This window comes from Serinicoccus marinus DSM 15273 (assembly GCF_008386315.1).
Classification (GTDB): domain Bacteria; phylum Actinomycetota; class Actinomycetes; order Actinomycetales; family Dermatophilaceae; genus Ornithinicoccus; species Ornithinicoccus marinus.
In genome coordinates, this window is the sequence record NZ_CP043808.1 from 2521479 (window position 1) to 2547487 (window position 26009).

The following is a 26009-nucleotide window of genomic DNA, read 5'->3' on the forward strand; positions in this document are numbered from 1 at the left end:
CGAGCCCCGCGCCCCCGATCGTCCTCCTCGCAGGCCTCTTCGTCAAGCACACGGGGACCTCGCGCGTCGTGTCCGTGCACCACCTCCGGCACGGAGACACCGGGGACGACCGAGGGCGGGGCCCCGCATCGACGATGCGCGACCCCGCCCTCGGCGGAGTGGAGCGGCCGGGACCTACGGCATACCCGCAGGTCCCGCCGGGCTCACTTGAGCGTGACGGTGGCGCCAGCGCCCTCGAGCTGCTCCTTGGCCTTCTCGGCGGCCTCCTTGTCGACCTTCTCCAGGACCGGCTTCGGGGCCCCGTCGACCAGGTCCTTGGCCTCCTTGAGGCCGAGGGAGGTCAGCGCGCGGACCTCCTTGATGACCTGGATCTTCTTGTCGCCGGCCGCCTCGAGGATGACGTCGAACTCGTCCTGCTCCTCGGCAGCGCCGCCGGCGTCGCCGCCGCCCGCAGCCGGGGCGCCGGCCGCCGCGACGGCGACCGGGGCAGCAGCGGTGACCTCGAAGGTGTCCTCGAAGGCCTTGACGAACTCGGACAGCTCGATGAGGGTCATCTCCTTGAACTGCTCCAGGAGCTCCTCGGTGCTCAACTTCGCCATGATGGGCGTTCCTTCCTGTTGTGTGCCGTGAGTGGCGTTGTGATGAATGTGCTGATCGCGGTGGCCGGAGCCGGTGCGGTCAGCTCTCGTCGCCACCCTCGGCGACGTCGGTGGTCGCCTCGGCAGGCTCGGCTGCCTCGGCGGTGGTGTCGGCCTCGTCGGCGGGCGCCGACTCGGTCGCGGCGGCGGACCCGCCCTGCTCCTCGACCTTCGCGCGCAGCGACTCCACGACCCGGGCGGTCGTGGACATCGGGGCGGCGAACAGGCCGACGGCCTTGGACAGGTTGCCCTTCATGGCACCCGCCAGCTTGGCCAGCAGGACCTCGCGGGACTCGAGGTCCGCGAGCGTGGTGATCTCGTCGGGCGTCAGCGACTTGCCGTCGAGGACGCCTGCCTTGATGACCAGGGCCGGGTTGGCCTTGGCGAAGTCACGCAGCCCCTTGGCCGCCTCCACCGGGTCACCGGTGACGAAGGCGATGGCCGTGGGCCCCTGGAGGTGCTCGTCGAGGCCGTCGATGCCGGCCTCGGCAGCAGCACGCTTGGTCAGCGTGTTCTTCACCACGGCGTAGGTGGCGTGCTCACGCATGGAGGCGCGCAGCTCGGTGATCTGGCTCACCCGCAGCCCGCGGTACTCCGTGAGCACGGCCCCACCGGAGCTGCGGAACTTCTCCGTCAGCTCGGCGATGGCAGCAACCTTCTCGGGCGTCGCCATACTGGCCTCCTTCACGTCGTGGTGCCGGCTACCCCATGGCCTGGCACGACGAGAGCCCCGGCGCAGGCGCACCGGGGCTCGAGGTTCTCCGGCGAAGGCCGGCGAGCAGAGCTCTGATCACACCTGCGCTGGCGCCCCGACGTGGTCAGGACCTTCGGTCGGCGCCTCCGGCTCGCTCTCGCGCTCCGGGCACACCGACAACCGGCGGTCTTGGGTATGCCTCCAGGCTACGGCATACCGGGGGTGCGCCCAAATCCCCGGAGCCGGCCGCAGCGGCCGCCGGCGCGTTGGGCACCATGGTGCGGTGAGCGAGCAGTCGACGTGGGAGCGGTGGTACCACCGGTTCGTCTCCGCGGACCAGGAGGCCGAGGACGACTTCGGCGGGACCGAGCGGGTGAGCCGGGGCGGGTTGCGGCTCATCGCCGCGGGCGCCCTGCAGAGCATCGGCGACCAGGTGGTCAACGCCAAGACGGTGCTGCCCTGGCTGCTGGCGGTGGTGGGAGCACCGGCCGCGCTGGTGGGGCTGCTCGTCCCGATCCGCGAGTCCGGGTCCATGCTGCCGCAGGCCGCCCTGACCCCGTGGGTGGTGGCGCACCGACGGCGCACCCGGGTCTGGATGGTCGGCGCGGGCGGCCAGGCCCTGGCGACGGTCGCGATGGCCGGCGCGGCCCTGCTGCTGGAGGGGATCATCGCGGGGCTCGCGGTGCTCCTCGCCCTCGCGCTCTTCGCGCTGGCGCGGTGCCTGTGCTCCATGGCGGCCAAGGACGTGCAGGGGCGCACGGTGCCCAAGGGGCAGCGCGGGCAGGTCACCGGCGCGGCGACCATGGTGTCCGGGGCGGCGGCGCTGGTCATCGGGGTCACGCTGCACCTGCTGGGCCCGGACCTCGGGGCGCCGGTGCTAGCGGCCTTCCTCCTGGGAGCATCGCTGATGTGGGCGATCGCCGTGGTGGTGTATGCCGGCATCCCCGAACGCCCGCAGGATCCCGAGGACGCGCGGGAGCCGTGGTGGACCGAGACCGTGCAGCTGCTGCGGCAGGACGCGGCCTTCCGGCACTTCGTGCTGGCCCGTGGGCTGCTGCTCGTCTCGGCGCTCGCGCCGCCCTTCCTGGTGTCGCTCGCCGTGGGCGCCGGCGGCGCCGGCCTGCTCAGCGGCCTGGGGTCCTTCGTCATCGCGCAGGGGGTGGCCTCGGTGGTCGGCGGCCGGGTCTTCGGCGGGCTCGCCGACCGGTCCAGCCGGCTGGTCATGGTCGTCGGGGCGCTCGTGGCGTCCGTCGTGGTCCTGCTCGCCGTCGCCGCCGTGCTCGCGCTCCCGCCGGGCTCGGCAGCACTCCTGGCGTCGCTGGTCGCGGCATACCTGCTGCTCAGCCTGGTGCACGTCGGCGTCCGGGTGGCGCGCAAGACGTATGTCGTGGACGTCGCCGAGGGCGACCGGCGCACCCGCTACGTCGCCGTCTCGAACACGGCGATGGGCGTCATCCTGCTGGTGACCGGCGCGATCAGCGCGGGCCTGGCGACCCTCGGCACGGTGCCCGCGCTGGTCTTCCTCGCCGTCCTGGGGCTGCTGGGCGCGGTCGTCTCCTGGCGCCTGCCCGAGGTCTCGCGCCGCTGAGTCCCCGGCCCGACCTGGGCAAGGCTAGGCATCGCACACGCCATCCCCCGCCGACCTGCGCCGCACGGCCGACCTGGGCCTGGGTATGCACCCGATGCGCCGAGAAGGCTGCTTGCTCCTACCCAGACCTGGGCAAGGGTATGCCCGGCAGACCCCGTCGAGAGGGCTGCCTGTGGTGCACAACATTGCCCAGGTCGAGGGGGGACGAACGACGACGCCCCCGGGAGCCGAGGCTCTCCGGGGGCGTCGCGTCGCTCAGCGATTGGTCACTCGGCCGGCGCGGTCTCCAGGACGCTGCCGACGCGGGCCGGGTCCATCGGGATGCCGGGGCCCATGGTCGTCGACATGGTCGCCTTGGTGACGTAGCGGCCCTTGGAGCTGGCCGGCTTCAGCCGCAGGATCTCCTCGATCGCGGCGGCGTAGTTGCTGGCCAGGGTCGCCTCGTCGAAGGAGGTCTTGCCGATGATGAAGTGGAGGTTGCTGTGCTTGTCCACGCGGAACTCGATCTTGCCGCCCTTGATGTCGGACACGGCCTTGCCGGTGTCCATCGTGACGGTGCCGGTCTTGGGGTTCGGCATGAGGCCGCGGGGGCCGAGCACCTTGCCCAGCCGGCCGACCTTGCCCATGAGGTCCGGGGTCGCGACGACGGCGTCGAAGTCGGTCCAACCGCCGGACACCTTCTCGATCATGTCGTCCGAGCCGACGTGGTCGGCGCCCGCGTCCAGGGCGGCCTGCGCCTTGTCGCCGTTGGCGAAGACGAGGACGCGGGCGGTCTTGCCGGTGCCGCCGGGCAGGTTGACGGTGCCGCGGACCAGCTGGTCGGCCTTGCGCGGGTCGACGCCCAGGCGCAGGGCGACCTCGACGGTCGGGTCGAACTTCGTGGTGGAGGTCTCCTTGGCCAGGCGGATCGCCTCGCGGGGGGTGTAGAACGACCCCTCGGAGAGCTTGTCCGCCGCGGCGCGGTAGGCCTTGCTGCGCTTCATGTGTGACTCCTCGTGATGAGTGGTGGAGCTGTGGTCGGACGGGCCGAAGCGGGCCCTGCCACAGGGTTCGTGGTAGGCCGTCCGCCCGGCGGGCGGAGGCATACCCCGGAGGTTCAGCTGGTGGTGATGCCCATCGACCGGGCGGTGCCCGCGATGATGCGCTTGGCCATGTCCACGTCGTTGGCGTTGAGGTCGGCCATCTTCATCTCGGCGATCTCGGTGAGCTGCGCGTCGGTCAGCGTGCCGACCTTGGTCTTGTGCGGCTCACCCGAGCCCTTGCCCACGCCCGCGGCCTTCTTGATGAGCTCGGCGGCCGGCGGGGTCTTGGTGATGAAGGTGAACGAGCGGTCCTCGTAGACCGTGATCTCGACCGGGATGACGTTGCCACGCTGGGACTCCGTCGCAGCGTTGTAGGCCTTGACGAACTCCATGATGTTGACGCCGTGCTGACCCAGCGCGGGGCCGACGGGCGGGGCCGGGGTGGCGGCGCCGGCCTGGATCTGCAGCTTGATGAAGCCGGAGACCTTCTTCTTGGGGGGCATGTGCTCTCCTTGGTTGTGGGCCGACGCCCTGGGCGATGACCCGGTTGCATCACGAAGACGGCGTCTTCGTGATCCGAGGCCGTCCACGGCCTCGGACATCTGTGAAGTTGTGCGGGCGAAGCCCGCTCCCCCGCGGCGCAGCCGCCCCTCGGGGCGCAGCAACTGCGGGAGTCAGTCGGGGGGCGGAGCCCCCTGACCACTTAGAGCTTGGCGACCTGGTTGAAGGCCAGCTCGACGGGGGTCTCGCGGCCGAAGATGGAGACGAGCACCTTGAGCTTGTTGCTCTCGGGCAGGATCTCGGAGATCGTCGCGGGCAGGGTCTCGAACGGGCCCTCCATGACGGTGACGGACTCGCCGACCTCGAAGTCGACCTGCGGCTGGGCCGGGCGACCCGCACCGCTGTCGCCGCTCTCGGCGCCGGAGTCGGCGGTGGCGGCCGCAGCCGGGCTCGGGGTGTCGAAGACCGGGGCCAGCATCGAGACGACCTCGTCGATCGAGAGCGGCACCGGCTGGTGCGCGTTGCCGACGAAGCCGGTGACGCCAGGGGTGTGCCGGACGGCGCCCCAGGACTCGTCGGTGAGCTCCATCCGGACCAGCACGTAGCCGGGCATCCGCACGCGACGCACCTGCTTGCGCTGGCCGTTCTTGATCTCGGTCACCTCCTCCATGGGGACCTCCACCTCGAAGATGTAGTCCTCCATGTTGAGGCTGGTGATGCGGGTCTCCAGGTTGTGCTTGACCCGGTTCTCGTAGCCGGCGTAGGAGTGGATGACGAACCAGTCGCCGTACTTGCCGCGCAGCACCGAGGTGAACTCCTCGAGCGGGTCGACGACCTCGGCCTCCTCCTCGGCTTCGTCCTGGGCCGGATCCGCGGTGGCCTGCTCGGTCGCGTCGGCCTCCACGGCGGCGTCCTCGGTGCTCACCTGGTCGTCCTCGCCGTAGACGGCCTCCTCCACGGGGTCGGCAGCGGGCTCGCCGTCGTGCCGCTCGGCGGCCTCGACGTCGGCGTCCTGCACGGACTGCTCGGCCGTGACCTCGTCGTGGTCGGGGGTCTGCTCGGACATGCCCTACTTCCTCAATGTCGATTCTGTGGCCCGGCGCGGTGCCGGCACCGAGTGGCGGTCAGGCCCCGAAGACGAGACCGACCAGCCACTGGAACAGCTGGTCCAGGCCGAAGACGAAGGCCATCATCACGAGCACGAAGACGAACACGACGATCGTGTAGGTGATGAGCTCGTTGCGGGTCGGCTGGACGACCTTGCGCAGCTCGGCCATGACCTGCTCGACGAAGGTCGCCGGGCGGCCGGACGGGCCGGGGCCGGCCTGGCTGCGAGCGGCACCGTCGGTGTCGCGGGCGGGGTTCGCCACAGGTCGCCCTCCTTCTCGCAGGTCTGGGTGGTCACGGCAGGCAGGCTGCCTGTCGGTCACGCAGGGCAAGAGGGACTCGAACCCCCAACCGCCGGTTTTGGAGACCGGTGCTCTACCAATTGAGCTATTGCCCTTCACCGGATGGTCACGGGCGGCACCCTGCCGTTGGGGGGCAGGCTGGCGCACGGTGCGAACACCCGAACGATGAGCATACGTGACGGCTCGTGCGGCGTGCAACGACGGGCACGGGGCTGACGTGGCGTGAAGCGACGGTGACATGATGGTGCGCGTGAGCGAGCAGACCCGCATCAGCACTCGAATCGGATCCATCGCCGAGTCCGCCACCCTGGCGGTCGACGCCAAGGCCAAGGCACTCAAGGCCGAGGGTCGACCGGTGATCGGCTTCGGCGCCGGCGAGCCCGACTTCCCCACCCCCGACTACGTCGTGGAGGCGGCGGTGGCGGCGTGCGCCGACCCCGTCAACCACCGCTACTCCCCCGCGGGCGGCCTGCCGGCGCTGAAGGCGGCGATCGTCGCCAAGACGCGCCGCGACTCCGGGTATGAGGTGGAGCCGGCGAACGTGCTCGTCACCAACGGTGGCAAGCAGGCCGTCTACAACACCTTCGCCGCGCTGCTCGACCCGGGCGACGAGGTCATCCTGCCGGCCCCATACTGGACCACCTACCCGGAGGCGATCCGGCTCGCGGGCGGCAGCCCGATGGAGGTCTTCGCCGGCGCGGACGCCGAGGCCGGGGCATACCTCGTCACCGTGGAGCAGCTGGAGGCCGCGCGGACCGACCGGACCAAGGCGCTGCTCTTCTGCTCGCCGTCGAACCCGACCGGTGCGGTCTACCCGCGCGACCAGGTCGAGGCGATCGGGCGCTGGGCGCTGGAGCACGGCATCTGGGTGGTCACCGACGAGATCTACGAGCACCTGCTCTACGACGGGGCGCAGGCGCCGTCGATGCCCGTGGTGGTGCCCGAGCTCGCCGACACCTGCGTCGTGCTCAACGGCGTGGCCAAGACCTACGCGATGACCGGCTGGCGGGTCGGCTGGATGATCGGGCCGACGGACGTCATCAAGGCCGCCACCAACCTGCAGAGCCACGCGACCTCCAACGTCGCCAACGTCTCGCAGCGCGCCGCGATCGCGGCGTTGGAGAGCCCGCTGGACGCCGTCGAGGAGATGAGGGCCGCCTTCGACCGGCGCCGGCGACTCATCGTCGACATGCTCAGCGAGATCGACGGTGTCGAGTGCCCCGTCCCCCAGGGCGCCTTCTACGCCTACCCCTCGGTCGAGGGGGTCCTGGGCAAGGAGATACGCGGCCGCACGCCGCAGACCTCGGTCGAGCTTGCGGCCCTCATCCTGGACGAGGTCGAGGTCGCGGTCGTGCCGGGCGAGGCGTTCGGGCCGAGCGGATACCTGCGGTTGTCGTATGCGCTGGGCGACGCCGACCTCAAGGAGGGCGTCGGGCGCATCCAGGCGCTGCTGGCCGAGGCACGCTGATCCTTCGCTAGACTCCCTCGCGAGGGAGGTATCGACGTGGTAGGTGGGGATCCGGCACGCCTTAACGAGGCGGGCAACACGATGATGACGTGCGCGACGGACGTGCAGGAGAGCGACACCGCTCTCGGCGGCTACCGCAGCTTCGCGTCCTCCGCTCTGGGGCGGGCCGACGGGTCGGGTGTCGCCGCGGCCTTCGACGATGCCGTCGCCGAGCTGCTGCGCGCGACGGGACGGCTGGGGTCGACCCTGGCGACGGACGGGCACTACCTCCAGCAGTCCTCGCGCCAGCTCGACCACGCCACCGACGATGCCGGCGGCGGTGGCGGCGGGGGCGGACGTCCCCCCGGCACCGGGGTCGGTATGACTGCTGCGCGCCACCAGCTCGCCGCGACGATGGTCCTCGGACTGACCCTGACCGCCTGCGTCACCACGGGGGACGACATGCCGACCAGCCAGCAGCAGACCAGCACGTCGGACGTAGGCGAGGAGGAACCGACCACGGAGGTCGCCGGTCGGTCGGCCGCCCCGACCGACGTGGACCTGACCGCCTCCATTACCGCGACCGCGGAGACCGCCACCGCACCCGAGGGCTTCACCAGCGGCCTCGAGGGAGTCCTGGTCTCCTACACCGTCACCAACGAGGGCGCAGAGCCGATCAAGGTCGCCCAGGACCGGGCGGCGTCCCAGGCTCGCTCGGCGGCACAGGCGCCGGCCGGGGTGTGGGTCAGCGCGGGGAGCGAGGACGACATCGTGCGCCTGTCGAAGCAGGTCTTCGGCATACCTGACGGGGTGCTGCCGAACGAGGTGCACCGCGCAGCCAGCACGACGGTCGAGCCGGGAGCCTCCGCCGAGGACACCGCCTTCGTGCCCCTGGAGCTCCGGACGGACCTACCGAGCGGGAGCGAGACGATCACTGTCACCGAGTCACCGCTCGCCGACCCCGGCGCGGCGAGACGCCTCGAGGTCTGCGTGCAGATCGCGCCGGGGCCTCCCGCGGGCCAGGAGGAGCCCTATGCGTCGACGATCGCGGCCGACGCGCAGGACACCGCCCTCGTGTGCAGCGAGCCGATCATGCTCCCCGGGGGTGAGCGATGAAGAGCATCACGGTCGAGGACGTGTGGGACCTCGAGGCCGAGGACGGGTGGCTGGTCGACGCCCGCGGACGGTTCAGCTCCCTGGCGAGCACCCTGACGGGCCAGGCCACGGCGGTCAGCACGACACGGGAGGGGTTGGCCGAGCACTGGGAGGGGGCCAGCGCCGAGTCCTACCTCGGCTACGCGCCGCGGCTGAAGGCCGCGCTCGACGACGCGGGCACACAGGCGGGGAAGATCGAGCAGGTGCTGCAGCAGATCGACACGGACCTGGACACGGCGCAGAACGACCTGGACTCGAGCTACGTCCGGGCCAGCGGCGCCTGCTCCAGTGCGTCGAGGTCAGGGGGCTCGGTCACGTTCAGCTGGCCCGACGACGCAGATCGACCGGGCGAGATCGCCACCGAGCAAGGCCGGGCCCGGACCATCGTGGGCGACCTGCGCGAGACGCTGGGCACGCGGGCCTCCTCGCTGGACTCGGTCGGTCAGCGCGCCCGGGCCATCGCCAACGCCTGGGCCGGACCGGCCGAGGGCACACCGGACTGGGACCCTCCCGAGGACGAGTCCTACGGGCCGATGCAGACCACGCTGGGCGACACGACGACGGTGACCACCGGCAAGGGCGACGACACCATCACGGTCACCGTCGACCCGGACACCGGTGAGACGGTGCTGACGGTCACCTACTACACCGACACCCAGTGCGTGGTCGAGGAGGTGCGCATCCCCGCCGGTCAGGAGGTCGTCATCAACACCGGCGGCGGGAGCGACACGATCACCGTGCCCGCCGGGACGGACGTGGACCTGCGCTTCTCCGGGGGTGAGGGGGAGGACACCGTGTCCGCCCAGGAGGCCGAGGGCGACATCGAGGCCTTCGGCGGGGAGAGTGCTGACACCCTCGAGCTCGGCTCCGGCTCCGACACCGTGCACGGAGGGGCCGACGACGACGACGTCGACAGCGGGGGTGGCGACGACCGGGTCTTCGGCGGTCTGGGCAACGACATCCTCTACGGCATGGGCGGGGAAGACGTCGTCTCCGGCGGGGAGGGCAACGACTACCTCGAAGGGGCCACCGGGGACGACCAGCTCTTCGCCGGGCAGGGCGACGACATCGTCTCCGGCGGGTCCGGCGACGACACCGGCCATGGTGGCGCCGGTGACGACACGATGTATGCCGGGTCCGGCACCGACTCCTTCACCGGCGGCCAGGGCACCGACAAGGTCACCGGCGAGGACCACGACACGATGGACGGCGAGCAGCGCATCACCATCGAGATCCCCTCCGAGGAGCACTACACCCGGTGGCTGGAGTTCGAGGTCGACGGCAGCGACGCCTTCCAGCAGCGGATCCTGGCCGACCTGCAGATGATGGCGTCCAGCGAGACCGGGCAGACCATGCTCGAGGCCCAGGGGCGCCACTACGACGAGTCCGGCTTCCTCGGGATGGGCAAGGACAAGGTCGTCATCCGGGAGTTCGACGAGCAGAACGGCTATGCCAGCCACGGCGCCCCCGGTGACTACTCGATCACCATCAATCCCGACTACCAGGGCAGCATCAACAACTCCACCGACCCCAACGGCTGGTCCGGAAAGCCGCCCGTCGTCGTGCTCTTCCACGAGATGGGGCACATCAACCAGTTCCGGTCCCAAGGTGGTGGGTCGGAGCACTGGACCGACCCCGCCACCGGCGAGCGCTACGTGGACGAGAACGGCCAGCCCCTCATCGAGCGGCAGAACGTCGGCCTGGACTGGGACACGAGCGTGGTGCCGGAGGGGAACGGCGACGACTACGACTTCGACCTCACGGAGAACGGCTTCCGCGACGAGATCGGCGTACCGCGCCGCGAGTGGTACTGAGTCGAGCAGGGCTCACTCTCTCCTCGGACGTCCCTGCCGTGAAGGTCAGCGTTGGGTGCCGGGCTTCCTGCAGCGGCAGCTCTTGACGGGTCATGACGCCTTCCTCTCGGCATACCGGGGCGCCATCGCCTCCATCTGGTCGATGACGAGCCGGATGGCTTCGAGCTGCCGGTCCGGTGGGTAACGATGGAGCACCAGCAGCCGCTTGATCGAGGAGCGCAGCTTGGCCCGCACGTCGTCACGGACCGTCCAGTCCGTCTTGACGTCCCGCTGCATGACGCCCAGGAGCTCTCGCGCGATGGCGGCGAGCACGTCGTCCCCCATGAGCTCGACGGCTGACTCGTTCTGGGCTGCGGCGTCGTAGAACGCCAGCTCGTCCTCGGACAGCGCCGGGTCGAAGGTCGCTGGCGACGCCTACCGACGACGGCAACACCACGACGAAGGCTTCTGACAGCGGCGCGGCCTGACGTGTCCTACCCGCGTCGGGAGGCATACCCCGTGACCGACCCCCGTCCGGACACAAGAGGTGTCCGGTCAGTCGGTGCCGAACTCCATGGCCGCCCAGTCCAGCGACTCCTCCTCGTCCTCGGTCGGGCCCACGCCACCGGCGATACGGTCCGCGCCGCCGGGGGTGAGGTCGCCCACCAGCGAGGTGGAGGCCAGGCCCAGGCCGTTGCGGCCCGCACCCGTCGCAGCGCCCTCGGCCAGCCCCTGGGCGTGAGCGGCGGCACCGACCCCGAGCAGGCCCATGGAGACGTACTGCTCCAGCCGGGCCCGCGAGTCGGCGATGTCGAGGTTGCGCATGGTCAGCTGACCGATCCGGTCGGTCGGCCCGAAGGCGGCGTTGGTCACCCGCTCCATCGACAGCTTGTCCGGGTGGTAGCTGAAGGCGGGACCGTCGGTCGCCACGATCGTGTAGTCCTCGCCCCGGCGCAGCCGCAGCGTCACCTCGCCGGTCACCGCCGAGGCGACCCAGCGCTGCAGCGACTCCCGGATCATCAGCGCCTGCGGGTCGAGCCAGCGCCCCTCGTACATGAGACGCCCGAGCGCGCGACCTTGGGTGTGGTAGGCGGCGATGACGTCCTCGTTGTGGATCGCGTTGACGAGCCGCTCGTAGCCGATGTGCAGCAGCGCCATGCCCGGGGCCTCGTAGATGCCGCGCGACTTGGCCTCGATGATGCGGTTCTCGATCTCGTCGGCCATGCCCAGCCCGTGCCGGCCGCCGATCGCGTTGGCCGCCATGACCAGCGCGACGGCGTCCCCGCCGAAGTCGTCGCCGTTGATCGCGACCGGACGCCCGTCGCGGAACGAGATCGTGACGTCCTCGGTCTCGATCTCGACCTCGGGGTCCCAGAACCGCACGCCCATGATCGGCTCGACGATCTCCATACCGACGTCGAGGTGCTCGAGCTTCTTGGCCTCGTGCGTCGCGCCCCAGATGTTGGCGTCGGTGGAGTATGCCTTCTCCTTGCTCGCGCGGTAAGGCAGGCCGCGCTCGGTGAGCCACTGGCTCATCTCGTCGCGGCCGCCGAGCTCGTGCACGAAGGCCTCGTCCAGCCACGGCTTGTAGATCCGCAGCTGCGGGTTGGCCAGCAGGCCGTAGCGGTAGAACCGCTCGATGTCGTTGCCCTTGTAGGTGGAGCCGTCGCCCCAGATGTGGACGTCGTCGTCCTTCATCGCCCGGATGAGCATCGTGCCGGTGACGGCCCGCCCCAACGGGGTCGTGTTGAAGTAGGTGCGACCGCCGGAGCGGATGTGGAAGGCGCCGCAGGCCAGGGCGACCAGGCCCTCCTCGACCAGCTCGGGGCGGCAGTCGACGATGCGGGCGATCTGCGCGCCGTACTCCTCCGCGCGCCCGGGGACGCCGTCGATGTCGGTCTCGTCGTACTGACCGATGTGGGCCGTGTAGGTGCAGGGCACGGCGCCCTTCTCGCGCATCCACGCCACCGCGACCGAGGTGTCCAGACCGCCGGAGAAGGCGATCCCGACCCGTTCACCGACAGGGATGCTCGTCAAGACCTTGGACATGACCACGAGTGTATGCGCACCTCCGTATAGATATTCAATCCGCAGGTCAGCCGCCACTTTCGACATCCTGCAGACCGTGATGAGATGGGGGTATGCGCGGCGGTGGTCTGCAGGCCGCCCGGGACTGGAGCACCCGGGCCGGCGCCGCGCTGCTCGAGGGCTGGCGCCCGGACCTCATCAACCTCGTGCGCGTGACGACCGCGGCCGTGCTGGCCTACGTCATCACGCGCGCGGTCACGGTCGGGCCCATCGACCTGACCTGCTCGCTCACCGCCATCCTCGTGACGCAGGCGAGCGCCACCGGCTCGCTGCGGATGGGGATGGTGCGGGTGGGCGCCGTGCTCACCGGCATCGGCGTCGCGCTCGTCGTCTCGATCTGGGTCGGGCTGACCTGGTGGTCCCTGGCGGTGGTGATCTTCGCCTCGCTGCTGCTCGCGAGCCTGCTCCGCCTCGGTCCGCAGGCCCTGGAGACGCCGATCAGCGGCATGCTCATCCTCGGGGCCTCGCTGCAGAACACCGCCGCCGAGACGCGGGTCCTCACCACGCTCATCGGGGCGGGCGTCGGCATCGCGCTGCCGCTGCTGTGGCCGCCCGCGATCCCCGTCGGCTCCGCCGCAGCCTCGGTGCGCGCCGTCGCCCGGCGGCTGTCCGACGTCTTCACCGCGGCGGCCACCTCCCTGGACGAGGAGCCGGTCACGACCGAGCGGCTCCACGCCCACCTGCGGGCGGCCCGCGACGTCGGTGACGAGCTGGGTCGGGCGAGCGAGCTGGTGAGCCGGGTCCAGGAGATGTGGCAGTGGAACACCCGCACCATCGGGCGGGCCGACGTGAGCCCGCTGCTGCGCTCCGGGCTCGACTCGTTGCAGGACTGCGCCGCGGCCACCCGGGCCCTCTTCGTGGCGCTGAGCCACGAGGCACCCGACGAGGCCGGCGACGGGCCACCGGAGTTCTCCGCCGAGGTGCGCGCGGCGATGGCGGTGGTGCTCCGCGACGTGGGGGCCTGCATCGACTCCTTCGGTCAGCTCGTCGAGGCCGAGACCGTCGGGGACCTCGAGCACCGGCGCGCCCTGCTCGACGACAACATGGAGCTGCTCCGCGAGACCCGCGCCATCCTCACCGAGCTCATGTTCATGGAGTCGGGCGAGGAGACGGCGGGCGGTCAGTGGCTGCTGCGGGGCTCGGTCCTGCGGGCGGTGGACCGGATCCTGCAGGTGCTGGACGCCCCGGCCCGGGCCGCAGCGCACGCCCGGTGGCGCAGCGAGCAGGGGGAACGGCCGTTGCCCGGCCCGACCGTCTCGCACGAGTTCGCCCCGCTGGACCGGGCTCTTCTGACCTCGCTGCGGCGGGCGCGCCGCCCCGGCCGGCGCTGGGGCCGTCGCCCTACTCGTCGCCCCTGAGCTGGAAGCGCGAGAGCCGCCAGCCGGCGGCCACGACACCGGCGACGAGGAGCACCAGCGAGGCGGTGACGGCATACACCAGGGTCATGTCGGCCACCGGGAGGTCGACGTCCGCAGCCACCTCTCCCACCCGCTCGGCGATCGCCCGCACGGAGACGAACCGGAAGCCGCCGAGGAAGCGCTGGAGCAGCTGCTCCACGACGAGGACGTAGATGAGTCCGGCGATCATGCCGTGCCGGGTCGCCGCGGCCAGGGCGGTGAAGAGCGCGGCGTAGAGCACCGCTCCCCCACCTCCGGTCACCAGCGCCACGACCAGCCACCGGTCCGAGAGGCCGCCCGCGAGGGTGGCACCGAGCAGCCCCGCCACCGAGAGCACGACCGAGGTGCCGGCGGCGACGGCGAACTTGGACGCGGCGACGGCATACCGGCTGACCGGCGTGGAGAGGAGGTAGACCACCGAGCCGTCGTCGATCTCCGGCCCCAGGACGCCGTTGGCCGCGAGCAGCGCCACGAGGGGCACCACGAGCGCGAGCCCGATCTCGCCGACGACCGCCGAGGCGCTGACCGGCTCCCCGGTGACGGCGCGCAGCACCCCCGCGAAGACCACGAGCAGGACCGGGAGCGCGACCAGGACGACACCGCGCCAGCCACCGACGATGGAGCGCAGCGCCAGCCGCATGATCGTGGGGTTCATGACTGCACCAGGTAGGTGAACACCGATTCCAGGCTCTCGTCCGAGGGGGAGATCTCGCGCACGGTGATCCCGGCCGCGCGCGCGAGCTGCGGTAGGGCGTGGGTGAACGCACCCATGTCGGTCACCTCCACGGTGATGGCGTCTGCGGACCCGACCCGGGCCAGGGCGACGCTGCGCACGCCGGGCCGACCCATGAGGGCGGCCGCGAGGGCGCGGTCGTCGGTGGACCGGACGACGTAGTGGCTGGGGCGGTCGGTCATGAGCCGGCGGATCGCGCCGAAGTCGCCGCTGGCGGCGTGCCGCCCGGCGACGACGACCTCGATCTGCCGGGCGATCTGCTCGACCTCCTCGAGGATGTGGCTGGAGAAGAGCACGGTCCGGCCCTGCTCACCCATGCGCGTGAGCAGCTCCATGAGGTGCATGCGCTGCCGCGGGTCGACGCCGTTGAAGGGCTCGTCCAGCAGCAGGACGCCGGGCTCGTGGACCAGCGCGGAGGCGAGCTTGGCGCGCTGCCGCATCCCCTTGGAGTAGGTGCTGATCGCCCGGTCCGCGGCCTCGGTGAGGTCGACCTCCGCGAGCGCCCGCCCGGTCGCGGCGCGCGCGTCGGGCAGCTGGTGCAGCTCGGCGCTGGCCTGCACGAACTGGCGCCCGGTGAGATAGGCGAAGCTCACCTCCCGCTCGGGCACCAGGCCCAGGTCTCGGTATGCCTGCACGTTGCGCCACACGCGCTGGTCGCCGAGGCGGACCTCGCCCGAGGACGGGGCCAGGAAGCCGGCCATGAGGGCGATGAGGGTGGACTTGCCGGCCCCGTTGGGACCGAGCAGGCCGGTCACGCCCGGGCCGATCGTCATCGAGACGTCGTTGACGGCGACCACGTTGCCGTACCAGCGGGAGACCTCGCTCAGGGTCAGGTCGGTCATCACGCCCCCTTGCTGCGGTAGCGGCGGACGAGCAGGAGCAGCCCGCCGGCCATGAGGGCCAGCGCGGCGAGCAGCAGCAGCCACCCGGTGAGCGCCGACTCCGGTGCCTGCGAGATCTGGCCGGCGGTGTCGCCGAGCACCGCGGTGACGGCGTCGACGAGGGCGAAGGGCGAGAGCAGCGAGACCCAGTGGGCCGCGGTGTCCATGCCCTCGGCGAACAGCGTCTCCTTGAGGGCTACGGTGACGCCCAGCCCGACCATCAGCACGATGATGGTGCCCGCGATCGCGAGGCCGCGCCGCAGCGTCCAGGACGCCACGAGGGCGGAGACGGTGGCGACGAGCAGGGCGAGGACGACCGCCCCGCCCAGCGCCCAGGCGACCGGCCCGATCTCCTCGCGGAAGGAGACCCCGGCGGTCAGGCCACCGATGAAGAGCACGAGCAGCGGCGTGAGCACGAAGGCGAGGATGGCCAGCACCAGCGAGGCCCACCGGATGAGTGCGAAGGCCGTCGCCCCCAGCGGCCGCGCGAGGTAGAGGCTGATCACCCCGAGCGCAGGTCCCGGCTGAAGAGCACCGGCGCCTGGGCCGCCACGAAGAGGACGACGAGGAAGGAGCTGCCGGAGTTGTAGCCCGCGTAGTTGAGCAGGTCGGCGTCGAGGCCGATGAAGCTCATGATGCCGACCTGCACGACGGCCGGGACGAGGGTCATGCCCAGGAGCACGAAGGGCAGGATCTTGGCGCGACCGGACCGGCCGAAGCCGAAGACGGCGAGCACCCCCGAGGCGAGCAGGGAGGCCGCGATGCCGCGACGGCCAACCCGGGTCCCGGCATACCGGCGGTAGCCGATGTCGTGGATCACGCCGGCGCGCTCGGCGGGGGCACTCATGCGGGCACCTCCTCGCGGAAGACGTCCTCGAGGCGCCCGGTCTGCGGCTGCAGCCGGACCAGGCCCACGCCGAGGTCGGCGGCGGCGTCCCGGACGAGGTCGCGGAGCCGGTCGTGGGCGAGGGCGGCCGCCGCCGCGTCGTCGGCGGTGCCCTCGACCTCGACGGGATCGATCTCGATCATCGTGCCGCGGGGCCGGCAGACCAGGCCGCGTGCGGCCAGCGCCTCGCCCATGCGGGTCTGGGCGTCGTCCTCCCCGAGCACCTCGACCAGCACCACCCCGGTGTCGGCGAGGAAGGCCTGGGTCGCCTCCGAGCGCAGCAGCCGCCCGCCGTCCAGCACGACGACGTGGTCGCTGATCCGCTCCAGCTCCCCCAGCAGGTGCGAGGTGACGAGCACGGGTATGCCGAAGTCGTGGCCGATGCGCTGCACCAGGGCGAGCATGTCGTCGCGGGCCGCCGGGTCCAGGCCGTTGGTGGGCTCGTCGAGCATGACCAGCGACGGGTCGTGGACCAGGGCCTGGGCGAGCTTGGCGCGCTGCTTCATCCCGGTGGAGTAGCCGCCCATGAGCCGGTAGCGCTCCTCGGCCAGACCCACGTGCCGCAGCACGTCGGCCGCCCGCTCGCGCGCCGGGGCCGGCGGCAGGCCCGACATGCGCCCCATGTGGACCACGAAGTCGATGCACCGCACGTCCGGGGGTAGGCAGTCGTGCTCGGGCATGTAGCCCACGACCTGGCGGATCGCCTCGCCTTCCCCGCGGATGTCGTGCCCCAGCACGGACGCCGAGCCCGACGTGGGCGCGAGGAGGCCGAGCAGGATCTTGATGAGGGTGGACTTGCCGGCGCCGTTGGCGCCGACGAGGCCGGTGACCCCTTCACCGACCTCGATCGAGAGGTCGGCGAGCGCCGCGACCTGGCTGGAGCCGTAGCGCTTGGTGAGCGCCTCGGTCTGGATGACTGTCACGGCTCGACCCTAGATCGCCCCCCCCTGACTCACCCCAGGGGGCTACCCCCCGAGCCCTGCTCCGGCGAGCCCCCGGGAGGACCCGCGGATGAGCCGCGCGCCGTGCTCCCCTCCCGCTCGGCCCGGTCGTCGCGCGCCGCCGCGAGGACCTCGGGGTCGGTGCAGGCCCGGGCCCAGGCGGCGATGCGGGCCCGGATCTCCCTGCCGAGGAGCCACGTCCCGACCTGGTCGGCGACCGGCCGCAGCCAGGCCGGACGGGTGCTGAAGGTGTACTTCCACACCGCCAGCGTGCCCGTCACCCCGTCCTGCTCCTGCGGGGTGAAGCGCCATCCGCCGCCGAAGGTGTCGAAGAATTACGGGCCGGACTCCATGGTCATCCCGGTCTGCCGCGGCGGCCGGTAGCTGACGTAGCGGCTCACCATGGCCAGGCCGACGCGGGCACGCGTCCAGGTGCGGACGCCACCGCGGGTGCGGTGGCCCCGTCGAGGGAGTGCTGCCGCCGGATGAACTGGTCCCACCCGCGCCGCACCCGACCCGTCGTCTGCGACACAGCGAAGGCGTCCGCCGGCTCCACCCCCACCCAGATGCTGGCGCTGACCTGCGGCATACCGGGAGTCTATCGGCGGCGGCGGGACCGCACGTCTACCCTGAGCAGATGCCTGAGGGGACGCGCTCGCTGCTCGCGCTGCCGAAGGCGCACCTGCACCTGCACTTCACCGGCTCGATGCGGGTGGAGACGGTGCGCGAGCTCGCCGAGAAGCACGACCTGCGGCTGCCGCACGCGCTGACCACGCAGTGGCCGCCGGAGCTGTCCGGGATGGACGAGCGGGGGTGGTTCCGTTTCCAGCGCCTCTACGACGCCGCGCGGGCCGTGGTGCGTGACGAGGACGACATGCGGCGGATCGTGCGGGAGGCCGCGGAGGACGACGCCGCCGAGGGGTCCCGGTGGCTGGAGATCCAGGTCGACCCGACGTCCTACGCCCCCTTCGTCGGCGGGCTCACGCCGGCGCTCGAGATCGTGCTGGACGAGGCGCGCGTCGCGACCGAGGCGACCGGCACCCAGGTCGCCGTCGTCGTCGCCGCGTCCCGGATGAAGCACCCGCTGGACGCCCGCGCGCTGGCCCGGCTGGCGGCCCGGTATGCCGGGGAGGGCGCCGGCACCGTGGTCGGCTTCGGGCTGTCCAACGACGAGCGGCGCGGCTGGACCGGCGACTTCGAGCCGGCCTTCCGGATCGCGACGAGGGCCGGGCTGGCGAGCGCGCCGCACGCCGGCGAGCTGCTCGGGGCCGACCACGTGCAGGTCGCCCTGGACCACCTGCTGCCCGACCGGCTGGGGCACGGGATCCGCGCCGTGGAGGACCCGGCGGTGCTGGACCGCGTGGTCCAGGAGCAGGTCACCCTCGAGGTATGCCCGGGCAGCAACGTCGCCCTCGGGGTCTACGACTCCCCGGGCGCGGTGCCGTTGCGGCGGCTGCTGGAGGTGGGGGTCCGGGTCGCGCTCGGCGCCGACGACCCGTTGCTCTTCGGCAACCGGTTGGCCGACCAGTACGTCTCCGCCCGGCTCGACCACGGTCTCGACGACGCCGGGCTGGCGCTCCTCGCGCGTGGCTCGATCGAGGGCTCCACCGCTCCCCCGCAGGTGAGGCGCGACCTGCTGGCGGAGGTCGACACCTGGCTCGGGTCGGAGGGCACCTCGTCCTAGATTGGGGTCGTGGGCGCGACCCGGACCGTGCTGCTCTATCCGCGTCGCCGCCGGCGTCCACGAACGGTAGGCGAGGGCCCGACATACATATGTCAGCCACGGTATGCTCGACCTGTGCGCACGACCATCCGGTTGCCCCAGGACCTCTACGACGAGGTGCGCGAGACGGCGCTCCGCGAGCGCAGGACCGTGACCTCACTCATCGAGGAGTCGCTGCGCGAGGCCCTGGCCTCACGGAGCCACCGGCGCCACGACGCGCCCTTCTCGCTCACGCCGGTCGGCGGGGACGGCGGGCTCCGTCCGGGCGTCGACCTGAGCGACCAGGCCGCCCTGGAAGACCTCATGACCGATGCTCGCCCTTGACGTCAACGTGCTGGTGGGGGCGCTCCACCGGGGCTCACCCGGCCACACGACACTGCGGCCCTGGCTGGAGCGGGCGGTCGACGGGGAGGAGGTCGTGGGCATCAGCGACGCGGTGCTCACCGGGACCCTGCGCGTCGTGACCCACCCCCGGGTCTTCACGACCCCTGCGACGGTGCCGGAGGCGGCCGCGTCGATCAGCAACCTGCTGAGACACCCCAACGTGCGCACCTTGCGGACGCTGGCGGGGCACTGGCAACTGGTCCTCGACCTGTGCGAGCGGGCCGGCGCCACCGGCAACCTCGTCGCCGACGCGGCTCACGCGGCCACGGCGATGCAACATGGCGCGACGCTCATCAGTGACGACGCCGACTTCGCCCGGTTCCCCGGACTGGCCTGGCGCCGCCCGCTGGACCCACGTCCCTAGAGGCTGAGGCCGACCAGCACCGGCTCGTTGACCAGGCGCAACCCGAAGGCCCGCTCGACCCCGTCCCTGACCTCGCGCGCGAGCTCGACGACGTCCTGCGCGCGGGCGGAGCCGCGGTTGGTGAGTGCGAGGGTGTGCTTGGTCGACAGCCCCGCGGGCCGGCCGTCGCGCGTGGCGTAGCCCTTGGTGAAGCCCGCGTGCTCGATGAGCCAGGCGGCGGAGGTCTTGACCAGCTCCTCGGTGTCGGTGGGGTACATCGGCGGGACCGCCGCATCGGCGTCCTCACCGGCTCCCGCCGCCGCCCGGGCACGGACCTCCTCGAGCTGCTCGCGCGGCAGGAGCGGGTTGGTGAAGAACGAGCCGCAGGACCAGGTGTCGTGGTCCGGTGCGTCCAGGACCATCCCCCGGCGCCCCCGCTGCTCCAGCACCGCGGCCCGGGCGTCTGCCAACGGGACCCGCTCCCCCAGCTCGACGCCGAGACCGTCGGCGAGCGCGGCATACCTGATCGGCTGGGAGAGCTCGGTCGGGCGCAGCGAGAAGGTGACGTCGAGGACGACGTGCCGTGGGGTGACCGCCCCCGGTGTCGCCTCCGGGCCGACCATGGACTCCTTGAGCACCGAGTGCCGGTAGTCGAAGCCGAGGTCGGCGGAGAAGAGCGTCCGCACCCGGCCCTGGTCGCGGTCCCAGACCCGGACGCTGGCGATGGTCTGGGCGACCTCCTGGCCGTAGGCGCCGACGTTCTGCACGGGCGTGGCGCCGGTGGCGCCGGGGATGCCGGAGAGCGCCTCGATCCCCGACCAGCCCTGCTCGCAGGCGTGGGCCACGACCTCGTCCCAGTTCTCCCCCGCCGCGACGGTGGCGCTCACCCCGCCGCAGGCGGAGTCGTGCGGCACCGCGACGCCGCGCGTCCGGACCAGCACGACGGTGCCCGGGAAGCCCTTGTCGGCCACGACGAGGTTGGACCCGCCACCCACGACGAGCAGCGGCTCACCTGCCTCGTCGGCCTCGCGGACGGCGTCGATGAGCTCGGCCTCGGTGGTGGCTGTGACGAGGCGGCGCGCGGCCCCGCCGACCCGCATCGTCGTGAGCTCGGCGAGCGGTGTCGTCCCGACGTCGGCGGCAGCGGTATGCCCCACGGCTCCGCTCACGCGTCGGCCCCGGCGCCAGCGCCGTCGAGGCGGACGACCGCCTGGCAGCGGCCGAGCACCTTCTCCCCCTCGCAGGTCGCGGTGAGCTCGAGGGTCTGCGTGCCGGCCTCGGTGTCGGTCTTCCTCACCACGCCCTCCACGAGGACCTCGACGGATCTGCCCTCGGGGACGACGACCATGCCGGTGAAGCGGGTCTGGCAGGACAGGATCCGGCCGGGATCGCCACCGACGTGCTCGGTGACCGCCTCCAGCGCGGCGCCCATGGTCCACATGCCGTGCGCGATGACGTCGGGCAGCCCGACCGAGCGCGCGACGTCGGGGTCCTGGTGGATGGGGTTCTGGTCACCGGAGGCCTCGGCATACGCGACCAGCCGGTCCCGGTCGACGGTGACGGTGCGGCTCAGCTCGCTCATGAGGACTCTCCCCGCACGACGATCGTCGAGGTCACGGTGGTGACGGGCGCGCCGTCGGCGTCGGTCAGCTCGACCCGGGTGCTCACCATGCCATGGCCGCCCGCCTCGCGGATGGTGTCGACGTGCAGGGTGCCGGTGAGGGTGTCGCCGGCCACGATCGGCCGGTGGTGGGTGAAGCCCTCCTGCCCGTGGACCACCCGGGAGAAGTCGATCCCGGCGTCCGGGTCCTGGACCAGCTGGGCCTCGCACTGCTGCGCCAGGCGCACGGCGAAGGTGGGCGGCGCGACGACGTCGGCATACCCCAGCCGCTGCGCGGCATCGGCGTCGCGGTGCGCGGGACCGGTCGCACCGACCGCGTCGGCGAAGGCGGTGACCTGCGCGGCGGTCACCTCGAAGGGGCCGGCCGGCGGGTACTCCCGCCCGGCGAAGTCTGCGTTGACGGACATACCTCCAGCCTAGCGATGCCCTGCCCCTGCGGGACCGAGTGGGAAGGGCGGGCATGACGAAGGCTCCACCCCGGAGGCTGATGGCCCGCGCATGTCGAGCGCGGCCGCGTCGGGAACCGCGGAGTTCACGATCGCAAGCATTCCAGCGATCAGGGCGCGCACCATCACGCCGCCCGCGCGGAGCGGAAGCCGCGCCCGGACGACACTCGAGTCATCGGGCACGGGCGTGGCCACACCGCCGCCGGGACGCAACTTCTCGTCAGGTCGCAGCAAGAGCGCAGGAACTCCCAACGTCTGGCGTCGACCCCGCTTGACACCCTCGATCATCCATGATCGCCTGAGAATATCTAGGAGGTTTCTTCATGAAACGCCACTTTGCGCTCTTCCTCATCGTCGGACTGGCAGCGGGGGGGACTAGCCACCGCGATTCCCGCTCAGGCATGTGAAGCAACATCACGACACACGACGGCCGACGACTACGCATGGGCCGTTCCCGTCGGACTGTGCTCGCCGGTCTTCGTCCGACATCACTATGATCCCGCGTAAAGCAGCCACAATTTCTATACCAATTGGGTGGTTGGCGATGGGGGAGAGCCTGGATACACTCGCCCATCGCCCGAACTGCGCTTTCGCGAGGTGACGTTCTGATGGCATCATCCTCGACAGGTAGACGGTCTGGCCGACGGTGGTTCGGCCTCGCTGCCATCGCAGGATTGTTTGCGACGACGGCAGTGATGGTGAATCCCGCCAGCGCCTCCGATGAGTGCAGCATGTGGTCACGCCAGGTAGGAGATCCGGCGGAGGTGCATGACCTGGGTGACAACTGCGACTACGTCTCTGTTCGCCATGCGTACGACCCTTACTGGTCACATGTCAACTACTGGACACCCTGGTTTGGCGGATCTGACAACTACTACAGAACGGTTCCCCATGCAGTTCTCTACGATGTAAGGGCGAGGGGATGGTAAGGACTCGAATGCGTGGAGGTGTCCCTGCCGCCATGCTGACCATAGGTGTCGTCCTCACCGGATGCCAAACGCCACCTGAAGACAGGTACGAACCACCTCCTGCATGGGATCAAGTTGTGGAGTCAGCCTTGGAGAGGGCATCAGAGCAAGGCGCATCCGACGCACAGTTGCGCGACTTGAGAGCGGCGCAGGATCAGGGGGAACTGACTTTTCCAGAGCTGGAAGAGGCAGTGGGCCGGAGCCTGTCGTGTATGCGTTCGGCGGACATCCCCGTCATCGATGCGACCGTCGACGAGTCCGAGGGATATCCCAGACTCGACTATGCCTACGGCGCCTCGTCAGAAGGAAGATCCGCCGAGCAGACCGATGCTCTCGCGCAGGAGTGCCTCAGGACACACTCGCTGTATGTGGAGGCCATCTATACCTCTTCGCCGCAGGTACGCGAGGCGCGCGATGTCCAGCTCGACCAGGTTCGTGAAGAGCTGGTGTCATGCCTGGAGGAAGCAGGCCTCGACGTGATGGCCGACGCCGAGCCCTGGGTCCTACGACGTCAGGCGACAGATCTGTTGATCGACGACGGGACTGATTGTCTGGTCGCGGCCGGACTCGGCCCATGAAGTTGCCCCGGCCCCTATGGAGTGTCATCACACTCTTGGGCGTGATCGGCACCGGGCTCGGGATCTGGGCTCTGGTCGTGGTGACTGCCTCGAGCCCGCTGGCATCGGACACTGCTCCAGCACCTGTCGTGGTACACGTGCAGCGAGACGATGTCTCCCCAACCGTCAGCCAGACGCTCGAGGTGGTGTCGCGACCGGGTCCTGAACTGATCCTGCGAGGTGGAGGGACCATCACCTCCTGGTCCGTCGAGCTCGGCGCCAGTCTGGAGTCGGGAGAAACGCTGCTGACTCTTGACGACACTCCAGTTGTGCTGATGGCCGCGTCGGCACCACTGCACCGCGACCTCGGGCCTGGCGATACCGGACCAGACGTCGCTCGGCTCGTGCAATTCCTGGCTCAGGGGGGCGCCGACGTCGAGGGAGACACGATGACAGAGGAGGTCGTCGCGGCTGTGGAGGAGTGGAATACCGCGCACGGGCGTCAGGGGCAGACTTTCGGTGTCGCCTCGGTGGTGTGGATTCCCCACGAACCTGCGACGTCCCTCGTCGAACGGGTCGTAGCCGTAGGTGCCATCACGACACCCGGACAGACTGTCGCCCGCACCCCCGATGTCGTCGAACGCATCGACGCCCGTCCACGAACAGCGCTGGCGGAGGGCCCTCTCACGCTCCGGGCTGCAGGTGAGGAGGCGGCTCTCGACCGGGAAGCATGGGCCGTGACAGACCCTGAAGAGGCACAACGCATCGCGCAGGCCCTGCCCCGGACCGAAGGCGTCGGCGAGATCCGTGCACGCGACCCACAACCTGCGTTGGTGGTCCCATCGGCCTCGGTGGTGACGGACGCGACCGGCGCGACCTGTGTCGTCGCGATGCCTGGACAGAGAATCGTGCGCGTGGACGCGGTGGACAGCGACGCCGGCGGAACACGGCTTCCCGCGGACACCGACCTCGATGCAGTGCTGGTCAACGCACGCCGGCTCATGCCAGGGCTGTCATGCACCTCTCGTTGACGGGGGTCACGAAGTCGTTCACCGGGCATCGCGTACTCCGGGGGATCGACCTCGAGATGGAGGCGGGCGAGACCGTCGCTGTGGTGGGACCCTCAGGGTCCGGCAAGTCGACGGTCCTGCAAGTGGCCGGTGGCCTTCTTTCGCCGGATGAAGGCTCGGCGACAGTCCGCACGGACGATGGCAGGCAGGACGGACCGCGTCACCACGTCGCCTTTGTGCTCCAGACCGTCAGCCTCCTCACGTTCCGATCCGCACAGGACAACGTGGCTCTCGGCGGCCTCCAGCAAGGCCTGGCCTGGAAGGAGGCACGTGCACGCGCCCGGATGGCTCTGAACGCGTTGAACCTGTCGGATCGCCTGCACGCCAGAGCCGCCACCTTGTCCGGCGGCGAAGCGCAACGCGTGGCCGTCGCCCGAGCGACCATCAGTGGGGCCTCCTTCATCCTTGCCGACGAACCCACCGGCCAGCTCGACGCGGACACCACTCGAGAAGTGATGGAAGCCATGCAAACCGTCCGCGACACAGCCGGCCTGCTGGTGGTCACGCACGACCTGCAGGTCGCGGCGTCCTGCGACCGAACGCTCGTCCTCGACGACGGAAGGCTCAGGCCGGCATGAGGACGAGCACGTCGAACCGTGGGTGGCGCTGGCAGGAGGTCCTGCTCCAAGGGGTGCGCATATCGTCCTCAGCGAACCGCCACGGGCTGGTCACCTGCATCGCCAGCGCGGCCTGCCTCGTCCTGGCCGCCCTAGCAGAGGCTCTGCCGACCCACTCGATCACCCAGCAGGAACAACGATGGATCAGCAGCGGCGGCCACATCTTGATCGTCTCCACCTCGGACGACGGAGTCATCGACGGCGCGGCCTGCGACGGCCTTGCCACCCTGTCTGGCGTCGAAGGGGCCTTCGGAGCAAGGCGCGCTGCGGTCCCGCTCGTCGAGGCCTCGCGGCCAGGAAGCGTCTTCGCCGCAACACTGACCACCCCCGGCGTCGTCGACTTCTTCACGGCAGCGCCAGCTGTGGCGATCCGCCCCACCCCTACCGAAGGTACGAGTGAGACCGGCACCACGGGTGGGGCGATCGTGCTCACAGAGGCGCGGCCTGAGACAGACCCTGCGACGACCGCTTTGCTTCCATATCTTGACTCGCCATTGGCTCCGGTCCACGCAGCCGATCTCTCCGTCCTCGGGGACGAGCGCGCGACGGATGTGCTGCTGGTGTCCGCCGATCTCGGAGGTGTCGACCGGTGCTTCGTCCGTTCGTCGCCAGAGAGTCAGGACACCGTAGCGTCCGTGCTGCCGTTGCTCCTTGGCGGTACAGAAGGCGTCGTGGTGAGCCCGAGATTGGCGAACGGAGCACTCGACCTGACGCCAGAACAGCGCCAGGAGCAACGGCATCCTTTCCTCGTCGCTGCGCTCCTCGGCGCAGCCCTGGGACTCCTCGTGGGTCTGCGCTGGTGGATGAGCCGGCGCGAGGACGCGCTGCTGATCACGCTGGGCGCGAGGGCGCCCGAGATCAGGGTGCTGCGGGTCGTGGAGTTCCTCACAGGGATGGCAGGTGGTTCCATCCTGGCGATGCAGGTATGCCTGCTGATGGCGCTGATCGTCGGGCCCCTGCAGCCGGCGGTTCTCGCCTACGGAGCGCGGGGAGCGCTCGTGGCGTTCGCCGTATCGCTGGTGGTCGCCGGCCTCGCGACCCTGCGACCGATGCGGAGCGTGACCCTTGACCTGCGTGAGTAGGGAGGTATGACGAAGGCCGCCACCC

Annotated in this window: 29 protein-coding genes, 1 tRNA gene and 2 pseudogenes; 12 read left to right on the forward strand and 20 right to left on the reverse strand. The window is 70.9% G+C overall.

Annotation, left to right across the window (positions count from 1 at the left end; all coding sequences use genetic code 11):
* Positions 1–203: 203 nt before the first annotated feature.
* The gene (gene rplL / locus FU792_RS12015; RefSeq protein WP_022925284.1) at positions 204–599 is read right to left on the reverse strand and encodes a 50S ribosomal protein L7/L12; all 396 of its coding nucleotides are present in this window, start codon (positions 597–599) and stop codon (positions 204–206) included.
* A 79-nt stretch (positions 600–678) separates the two neighbouring features.
* Entirely contained in the window at positions 679–1311 is a 633-nt protein-coding gene (gene rplJ / locus FU792_RS12020) for a 50S ribosomal protein L10 (protein ID WP_022925283.1), read from the reverse strand.
* 304 nt (positions 1312–1615) lie between these two features.
* Here rplJ and FU792_RS12025 point away from each other — a divergent pair, with 304 nt between their 5' ends.
* Complete coding sequence (locus tag FU792_RS12025; RefSeq protein ID WP_022925282.1) at positions 1616–2920, forward strand: MFS transporter; 1305 nt, start codon at positions 1616–1618, stop codon at positions 2918–2920.
* 266 nt (positions 2921–3186) lie between these two features.
* Here the strand turns inward: FU792_RS12025 and rplA are convergent, their stop codons facing one another.
* The 5 genes from rplA to FU792_RS12050 form a co-directional block, all read right to left on the reverse strand.
* Positions 3187–3903 carry a 50S ribosomal protein L1 gene (gene rplA, locus FU792_RS12030; protein ID WP_022925281.1) on the reverse strand — a complete coding sequence of 239 codons (717 nt, stop codon included), beginning with the start codon at positions 3901–3903 and terminating at the stop codon, positions 3187–3189.
* Between the two features lie 113 nt (positions 3904–4016).
* Positions 4017–4445, reverse strand: coding sequence for a 50S ribosomal protein L11 (rplK, locus tag FU792_RS12035; RefSeq protein WP_022925280.1), 429 nt, complete (start codon positions 4443–4445; stop codon positions 4017–4019).
* A gap of 200 nt (positions 4446–4645) precedes the next feature.
* Positions 4646–5509, reverse strand: a complete 864-nt coding sequence (gene nusG / locus FU792_RS12040; protein WP_022925279.1) for a transcription termination/antitermination protein NusG — start codon at positions 5507–5509, stop codon at positions 4646–4648.
* 58 nt (positions 5510–5567) lie between these two features.
* A complete protein-coding gene (gene secE, locus FU792_RS12045) occupies positions 5568–5813 on the reverse strand; it encodes a preprotein translocase subunit SecE (RefSeq protein WP_022925278.1) in 246 nt (81 codons plus the stop codon).
* 61 nt (positions 5814–5874) lie between these two features.
* Positions 5875–5947, reverse strand: a tRNA-Trp gene (locus tag FU792_RS12050).
* A gap of 146 nt (positions 5948–6093) precedes the next feature.
* On the opposite strand from FU792_RS12050, the gene FU792_RS12055 reads away from it, so the two are divergent.
* From FU792_RS12055 to FU792_RS12065, 3 genes are all read left to right on the forward strand, one after another.
* Entirely contained in the window at positions 6094–7320 is a 1227-nt protein-coding gene (locus FU792_RS12055) for a pyridoxal phosphate-dependent aminotransferase (RefSeq protein WP_028131069.1), read from the forward strand.
* 81 nt (positions 7321–7401) lie between these two features.
* A complete protein-coding gene (locus FU792_RS12060) occupies positions 7402–8415 on the forward strand; it encodes a hypothetical protein (RefSeq protein WP_161600250.1) in 1014 nt (337 codons plus the stop codon).
* A complete protein-coding gene (locus tag FU792_RS12065) occupies positions 8412–10268 on the forward strand; it encodes a M91 family zinc metallopeptidase (RefSeq protein WP_022925274.1) in 1857 nt (618 codons plus the stop codon). The genes FU792_RS12060 and FU792_RS12065 overlap by 4 nt, the downstream gene beginning before the upstream one ends.
* Positions 10269–10358: 90 nt before the next feature.
* Here FU792_RS12065 and FU792_RS12070 read toward each other — a convergent pair.
* Positions 10359–10670: pseudogene (locus FU792_RS12070) on the reverse strand (type I restriction enzyme endonuclease domain-containing protein); the annotation flags it as partial.
* A 132-nt stretch (positions 10671–10802) separates the two neighbouring features.
* Positions 10803–12296 (reverse strand): argininosuccinate synthase, encoded by a 1494-nt coding sequence (gene argG, locus FU792_RS12075; RefSeq protein ID WP_028131067.1) that lies wholly within the window; start codon positions 12294–12296, stop codon positions 10803–10805.
* A gap of 92 nt (positions 12297–12388) precedes the next feature.
* On the opposite strand from argG, the gene FU792_RS12080 reads away from it, so the two are divergent.
* Positions 12389–13693 carry an FUSC family protein gene (locus tag FU792_RS12080; protein WP_022925271.1) on the forward strand — a complete coding sequence of 435 codons (1305 nt, stop codon included), beginning with the start codon at positions 12389–12391 and terminating at the stop codon, positions 13691–13693.
* Here the strand turns inward: FU792_RS12080 and FU792_RS12085 are convergent.
* The 7 genes from FU792_RS12085 to FU792_RS19280 form a co-directional block, all read right to left on the reverse strand.
* Positions 13677–14387 carry an ABC transporter permease gene (locus tag FU792_RS12085; protein WP_022925270.1) on the reverse strand — a complete coding sequence of 237 codons (711 nt, stop codon included), beginning with the start codon at positions 14385–14387 and terminating at the stop codon, positions 13677–13679. The genes FU792_RS12080 and FU792_RS12085 overlap by 17 nt on opposite strands.
* Positions 14384–15307, reverse strand: a complete 924-nt coding sequence (locus FU792_RS12090) for an ABC transporter ATP-binding protein (RefSeq protein ID WP_022925269.1) — start codon at positions 15305–15307, stop codon at positions 14384–14386. Before FU792_RS12090 ends, FU792_RS12085 begins: the two co-directional genes overlap by 4 nt.
* A complete protein-coding gene (locus FU792_RS12095; protein WP_149814790.1) occupies positions 15307–15852 on the reverse strand; it encodes a hypothetical protein in 546 nt (181 codons plus the stop codon). Before FU792_RS12095 ends, FU792_RS12090 begins: the two co-directional genes overlap by 1 nt.
* Positions 15849–16193: a hypothetical protein gene (locus tag FU792_RS12100; protein ID WP_149814791.1), complete on the reverse strand. Its 345-nt coding sequence runs from the start codon at positions 16191–16193 to the stop codon at positions 15849–15851. The genes FU792_RS12095 and FU792_RS12100 overlap by 4 nt, the downstream gene beginning before the upstream one ends.
* Complete coding sequence (locus tag FU792_RS12105; protein ID WP_022925267.1) at positions 16190–17155, reverse strand: ABC transporter ATP-binding protein; 966 nt, start codon at positions 17153–17155, stop codon at positions 16190–16192. Before FU792_RS12105 ends, FU792_RS12100 begins: the two co-directional genes overlap by 4 nt.
* 29 nt (positions 17156–17184) lie before the next feature.
* Positions 17185–17454 carry a hypothetical protein gene (locus FU792_RS19275; RefSeq protein WP_420329311.1) on the reverse strand — a complete coding sequence of 90 codons (270 nt, stop codon included), beginning with the start codon at positions 17452–17454 and terminating at the stop codon, positions 17185–17187.
* Positions 17455–17570: 116 nt separating this feature from the next.
* Entirely contained in the window at positions 17571–17762 is a 192-nt protein-coding gene (locus FU792_RS19280) for a hypothetical protein (RefSeq protein WP_420329310.1), read from the reverse strand.
* 48 nt (positions 17763–17810) lie between these two features.
* Here FU792_RS19280 and FU792_RS12115 point away from each other — a divergent pair, with 48 nt between their 5' ends.
* On the forward strand, positions 17811–18857 hold the full coding sequence (locus tag FU792_RS12115) for an adenosine deaminase (protein WP_022925266.1): 1047 nt from the start codon (positions 17811–17813) through the stop codon (positions 18855–18857).
* 114 nt (positions 18858–18971) lie between these two features.
* A pseudogene (locus FU792_RS19285) lies at positions 18972–19076 on the forward strand (ribbon-helix-helix protein, CopG family); the annotation flags it as partial.
* 12 nt (positions 19077–19088) lie between these two features.
* On the opposite strand, the gene FU792_RS19290 reads toward FU792_RS19285, so the two are convergent.
* Positions 19089–19340, reverse strand: coding sequence for a hypothetical protein (locus FU792_RS19290; protein ID WP_475297032.1), 252 nt, complete (start codon positions 19338–19340; stop codon positions 19089–19091).
* Here FU792_RS19290 and FU792_RS12125 point away from each other — a divergent pair.
* Positions 19234–19644 (forward strand): TA system VapC family ribonuclease toxin, encoded by a 411-nt coding sequence (locus FU792_RS12125; RefSeq protein ID WP_478013401.1) that lies wholly within the window; start codon positions 19234–19236, stop codon positions 19642–19644. The two genes, FU792_RS19290 and FU792_RS12125, sit on opposite strands and share 107 nt — an antisense overlap.
* Here FU792_RS12125 and FU792_RS12130 read toward each other — a convergent pair.
* The 3 genes from FU792_RS12130 to FU792_RS12140 are packed head-to-tail and all read right to left on the reverse strand — an operon-like array spanning position 19641 to position 21651.
* Positions 19641–20792, reverse strand: a complete 1152-nt coding sequence (locus FU792_RS12130; protein ID WP_275100701.1) for a UDP-N-acetylmuramate dehydrogenase — start codon at positions 20790–20792, stop codon at positions 19641–19643. The genes FU792_RS12125 and FU792_RS12130 overlap by 4 nt on opposite strands.
* Entirely contained in the window at positions 20789–21205 is a 417-nt protein-coding gene (locus tag FU792_RS12135; RefSeq protein ID WP_022925262.1) for a MaoC/PaaZ C-terminal domain-containing protein, read from the reverse strand. The genes FU792_RS12130 and FU792_RS12135 overlap by 4 nt, the downstream gene beginning before the upstream one ends.
* Positions 21202–21651, reverse strand: a complete 450-nt coding sequence (locus tag FU792_RS12140; RefSeq protein ID WP_022925261.1) for an FAS1-like dehydratase domain-containing protein — start codon at positions 21649–21651, stop codon at positions 21202–21204. The genes FU792_RS12135 and FU792_RS12140 overlap by 4 nt, the downstream gene beginning before the upstream one ends.
* 1084 nt (positions 21652–22735) lie before the next feature.
* On the opposite strand from FU792_RS12140, the gene FU792_RS12145 reads away from it, so the two are divergent.
* Genes FU792_RS12145 through FU792_RS12160 form a run of 4 tightly spaced genes read left to right on the forward strand, consistent with a single transcriptional unit; the run spans position 22736 to position 25984 of the window.
* Complete coding sequence (locus FU792_RS12145; protein WP_033418902.1) at positions 22736–23236, forward strand: hypothetical protein; 501 nt, start codon at positions 22736–22738, stop codon at positions 23234–23236.
* A 41-nt stretch (positions 23237–23277) separates the two neighbouring features.
* Entirely contained in the window at positions 23278–24246 is a 969-nt protein-coding gene (locus FU792_RS12150; RefSeq protein WP_149814793.1) for a hypothetical protein, read from the forward strand.
* The gene (locus FU792_RS12155) at positions 24231–24863 is read left to right on the forward strand and encodes an ABC transporter ATP-binding protein (protein WP_022925258.1); all 633 of its coding nucleotides are present in this window, start codon (positions 24231–24233) and stop codon (positions 24861–24863) included. The genes FU792_RS12150 and FU792_RS12155 overlap by 16 nt, the downstream gene beginning before the upstream one ends.
* On the forward strand, positions 24860–25984 hold the full coding sequence (locus tag FU792_RS12160; protein WP_022925257.1) for a hypothetical protein: 1125 nt from the start codon (positions 24860–24862) through the stop codon (positions 25982–25984). The genes FU792_RS12155 and FU792_RS12160 overlap by 4 nt, the downstream gene beginning before the upstream one ends.
* Positions 25985–26009 lie beyond the last annotated feature (25 nt).

Bases quoted from the DNA above. Each gene is read 5' to 3' on its own strand.
- rplL (WP_022925284.1), bottom strand. From the start codon at position 599: ATGGCGAAGTTGAGCACCGAGGAGCTCCTGGAGCAGTTCAAGGAGATG.
- rplJ (WP_022925283.1), bottom strand. From the start codon at position 1,311: ATGGCGACGCCCGAGAAGGTTGCTGCCATCGCCGAGCTGACGGAGAAG.
- rplA (WP_022925281.1), bottom strand. From the start codon at position 3,903: ATGAAGCGCAGCAAGGCCTACCGCGCCGCGGCGGACAAGCTCTCCGAG.
- rplK (WP_022925280.1), bottom strand. From the start codon at position 4,445: ATGCCCCCCAAGAAGAAGGTCTCCGGCTTCATCAAGCTGCAGATCCAG.
- nusG (WP_022925279.1), bottom strand. From the start codon at position 5,509: ATGTCCGAGCAGACCCCCGACCACGACGAGGTCACGGCCGAGCAGTCC.
- FU792_RS12055 (WP_028131069.1), top strand. From the start codon at position 6,094: ATGGTGCGCGTGAGCGAGCAGACCCGCATCAGCACTCGAATCGGATCC.
- FU792_RS12060 (WP_161600250.1), top strand. From the start codon at position 7,402: ATGATGACGTGCGCGACGGACGTGCAGGAGAGCGACACCGCTCTCGGC.
- FU792_RS12065 (WP_022925274.1), top strand. From the start codon at position 8,412: ATGAAGAGCATCACGGTCGAGGACGTGTGGGACCTCGAGGCCGAGGAC.
- argG (WP_028131067.1), bottom strand. From the start codon at position 12,296: ATGTCCAAGGTCTTGACGAGCATCCCTGTCGGTGAACGGGTCGGGATC.
- FU792_RS12080 (WP_022925271.1), top strand. From the start codon at position 12,389: ATGCGCGGCGGTGGTCTGCAGGCCGCCCGGGACTGGAGCACCCGGGCC.
- FU792_RS12085 (WP_022925270.1), bottom strand. From the start codon at position 14,387: ATGAACCCCACGATCATGCGGCTGGCGCTGCGCTCCATCGTCGGTGGC.
- FU792_RS12090 (WP_022925269.1), bottom strand. From the start codon at position 15,307: ATGACCGACCTGACCCTGAGCGAGGTCTCCCGCTGGTACGGCAACGTG.
- FU792_RS12100 (WP_149814791.1), bottom strand. From the start codon at position 16,193: ATGAGTGCCCCCGCCGAGCGCGCCGGCGTGATCCACGACATCGGCTAC.
- FU792_RS19280 (WP_420329310.1), bottom strand. From the start codon at position 17,762: ATGCCGCAGGTCAGCGCCAGCATCTGGGTGGGGGTGGAGCCGGCGGAC.
- FU792_RS12115 (WP_022925266.1), top strand. From the start codon at position 17,811: ATGCCTGAGGGGACGCGCTCGCTGCTCGCGCTGCCGAAGGCGCACCTG.
- FU792_RS12135 (WP_022925262.1), bottom strand. From the start codon at position 21,205: ATGAGCGAGCTGAGCCGCACCGTCACCGTCGACCGGGACCGGCTGGTC.
- FU792_RS12140 (WP_022925261.1), bottom strand. From the start codon at position 21,651: ATGTCCGTCAACGCAGACTTCGCCGGGCGGGAGTACCCGCCGGCCGGC.
- FU792_RS12155 (WP_022925258.1), top strand. From the start codon at position 24,231: ATGCACCTCTCGTTGACGGGGGTCACGAAGTCGTTCACCGGGCATCGC.
- FU792_RS12160 (WP_022925257.1), top strand. From the start codon at position 24,860: ATGAGGACGAGCACGTCGAACCGTGGGTGGCGCTGGCAGGAGGTCCTG.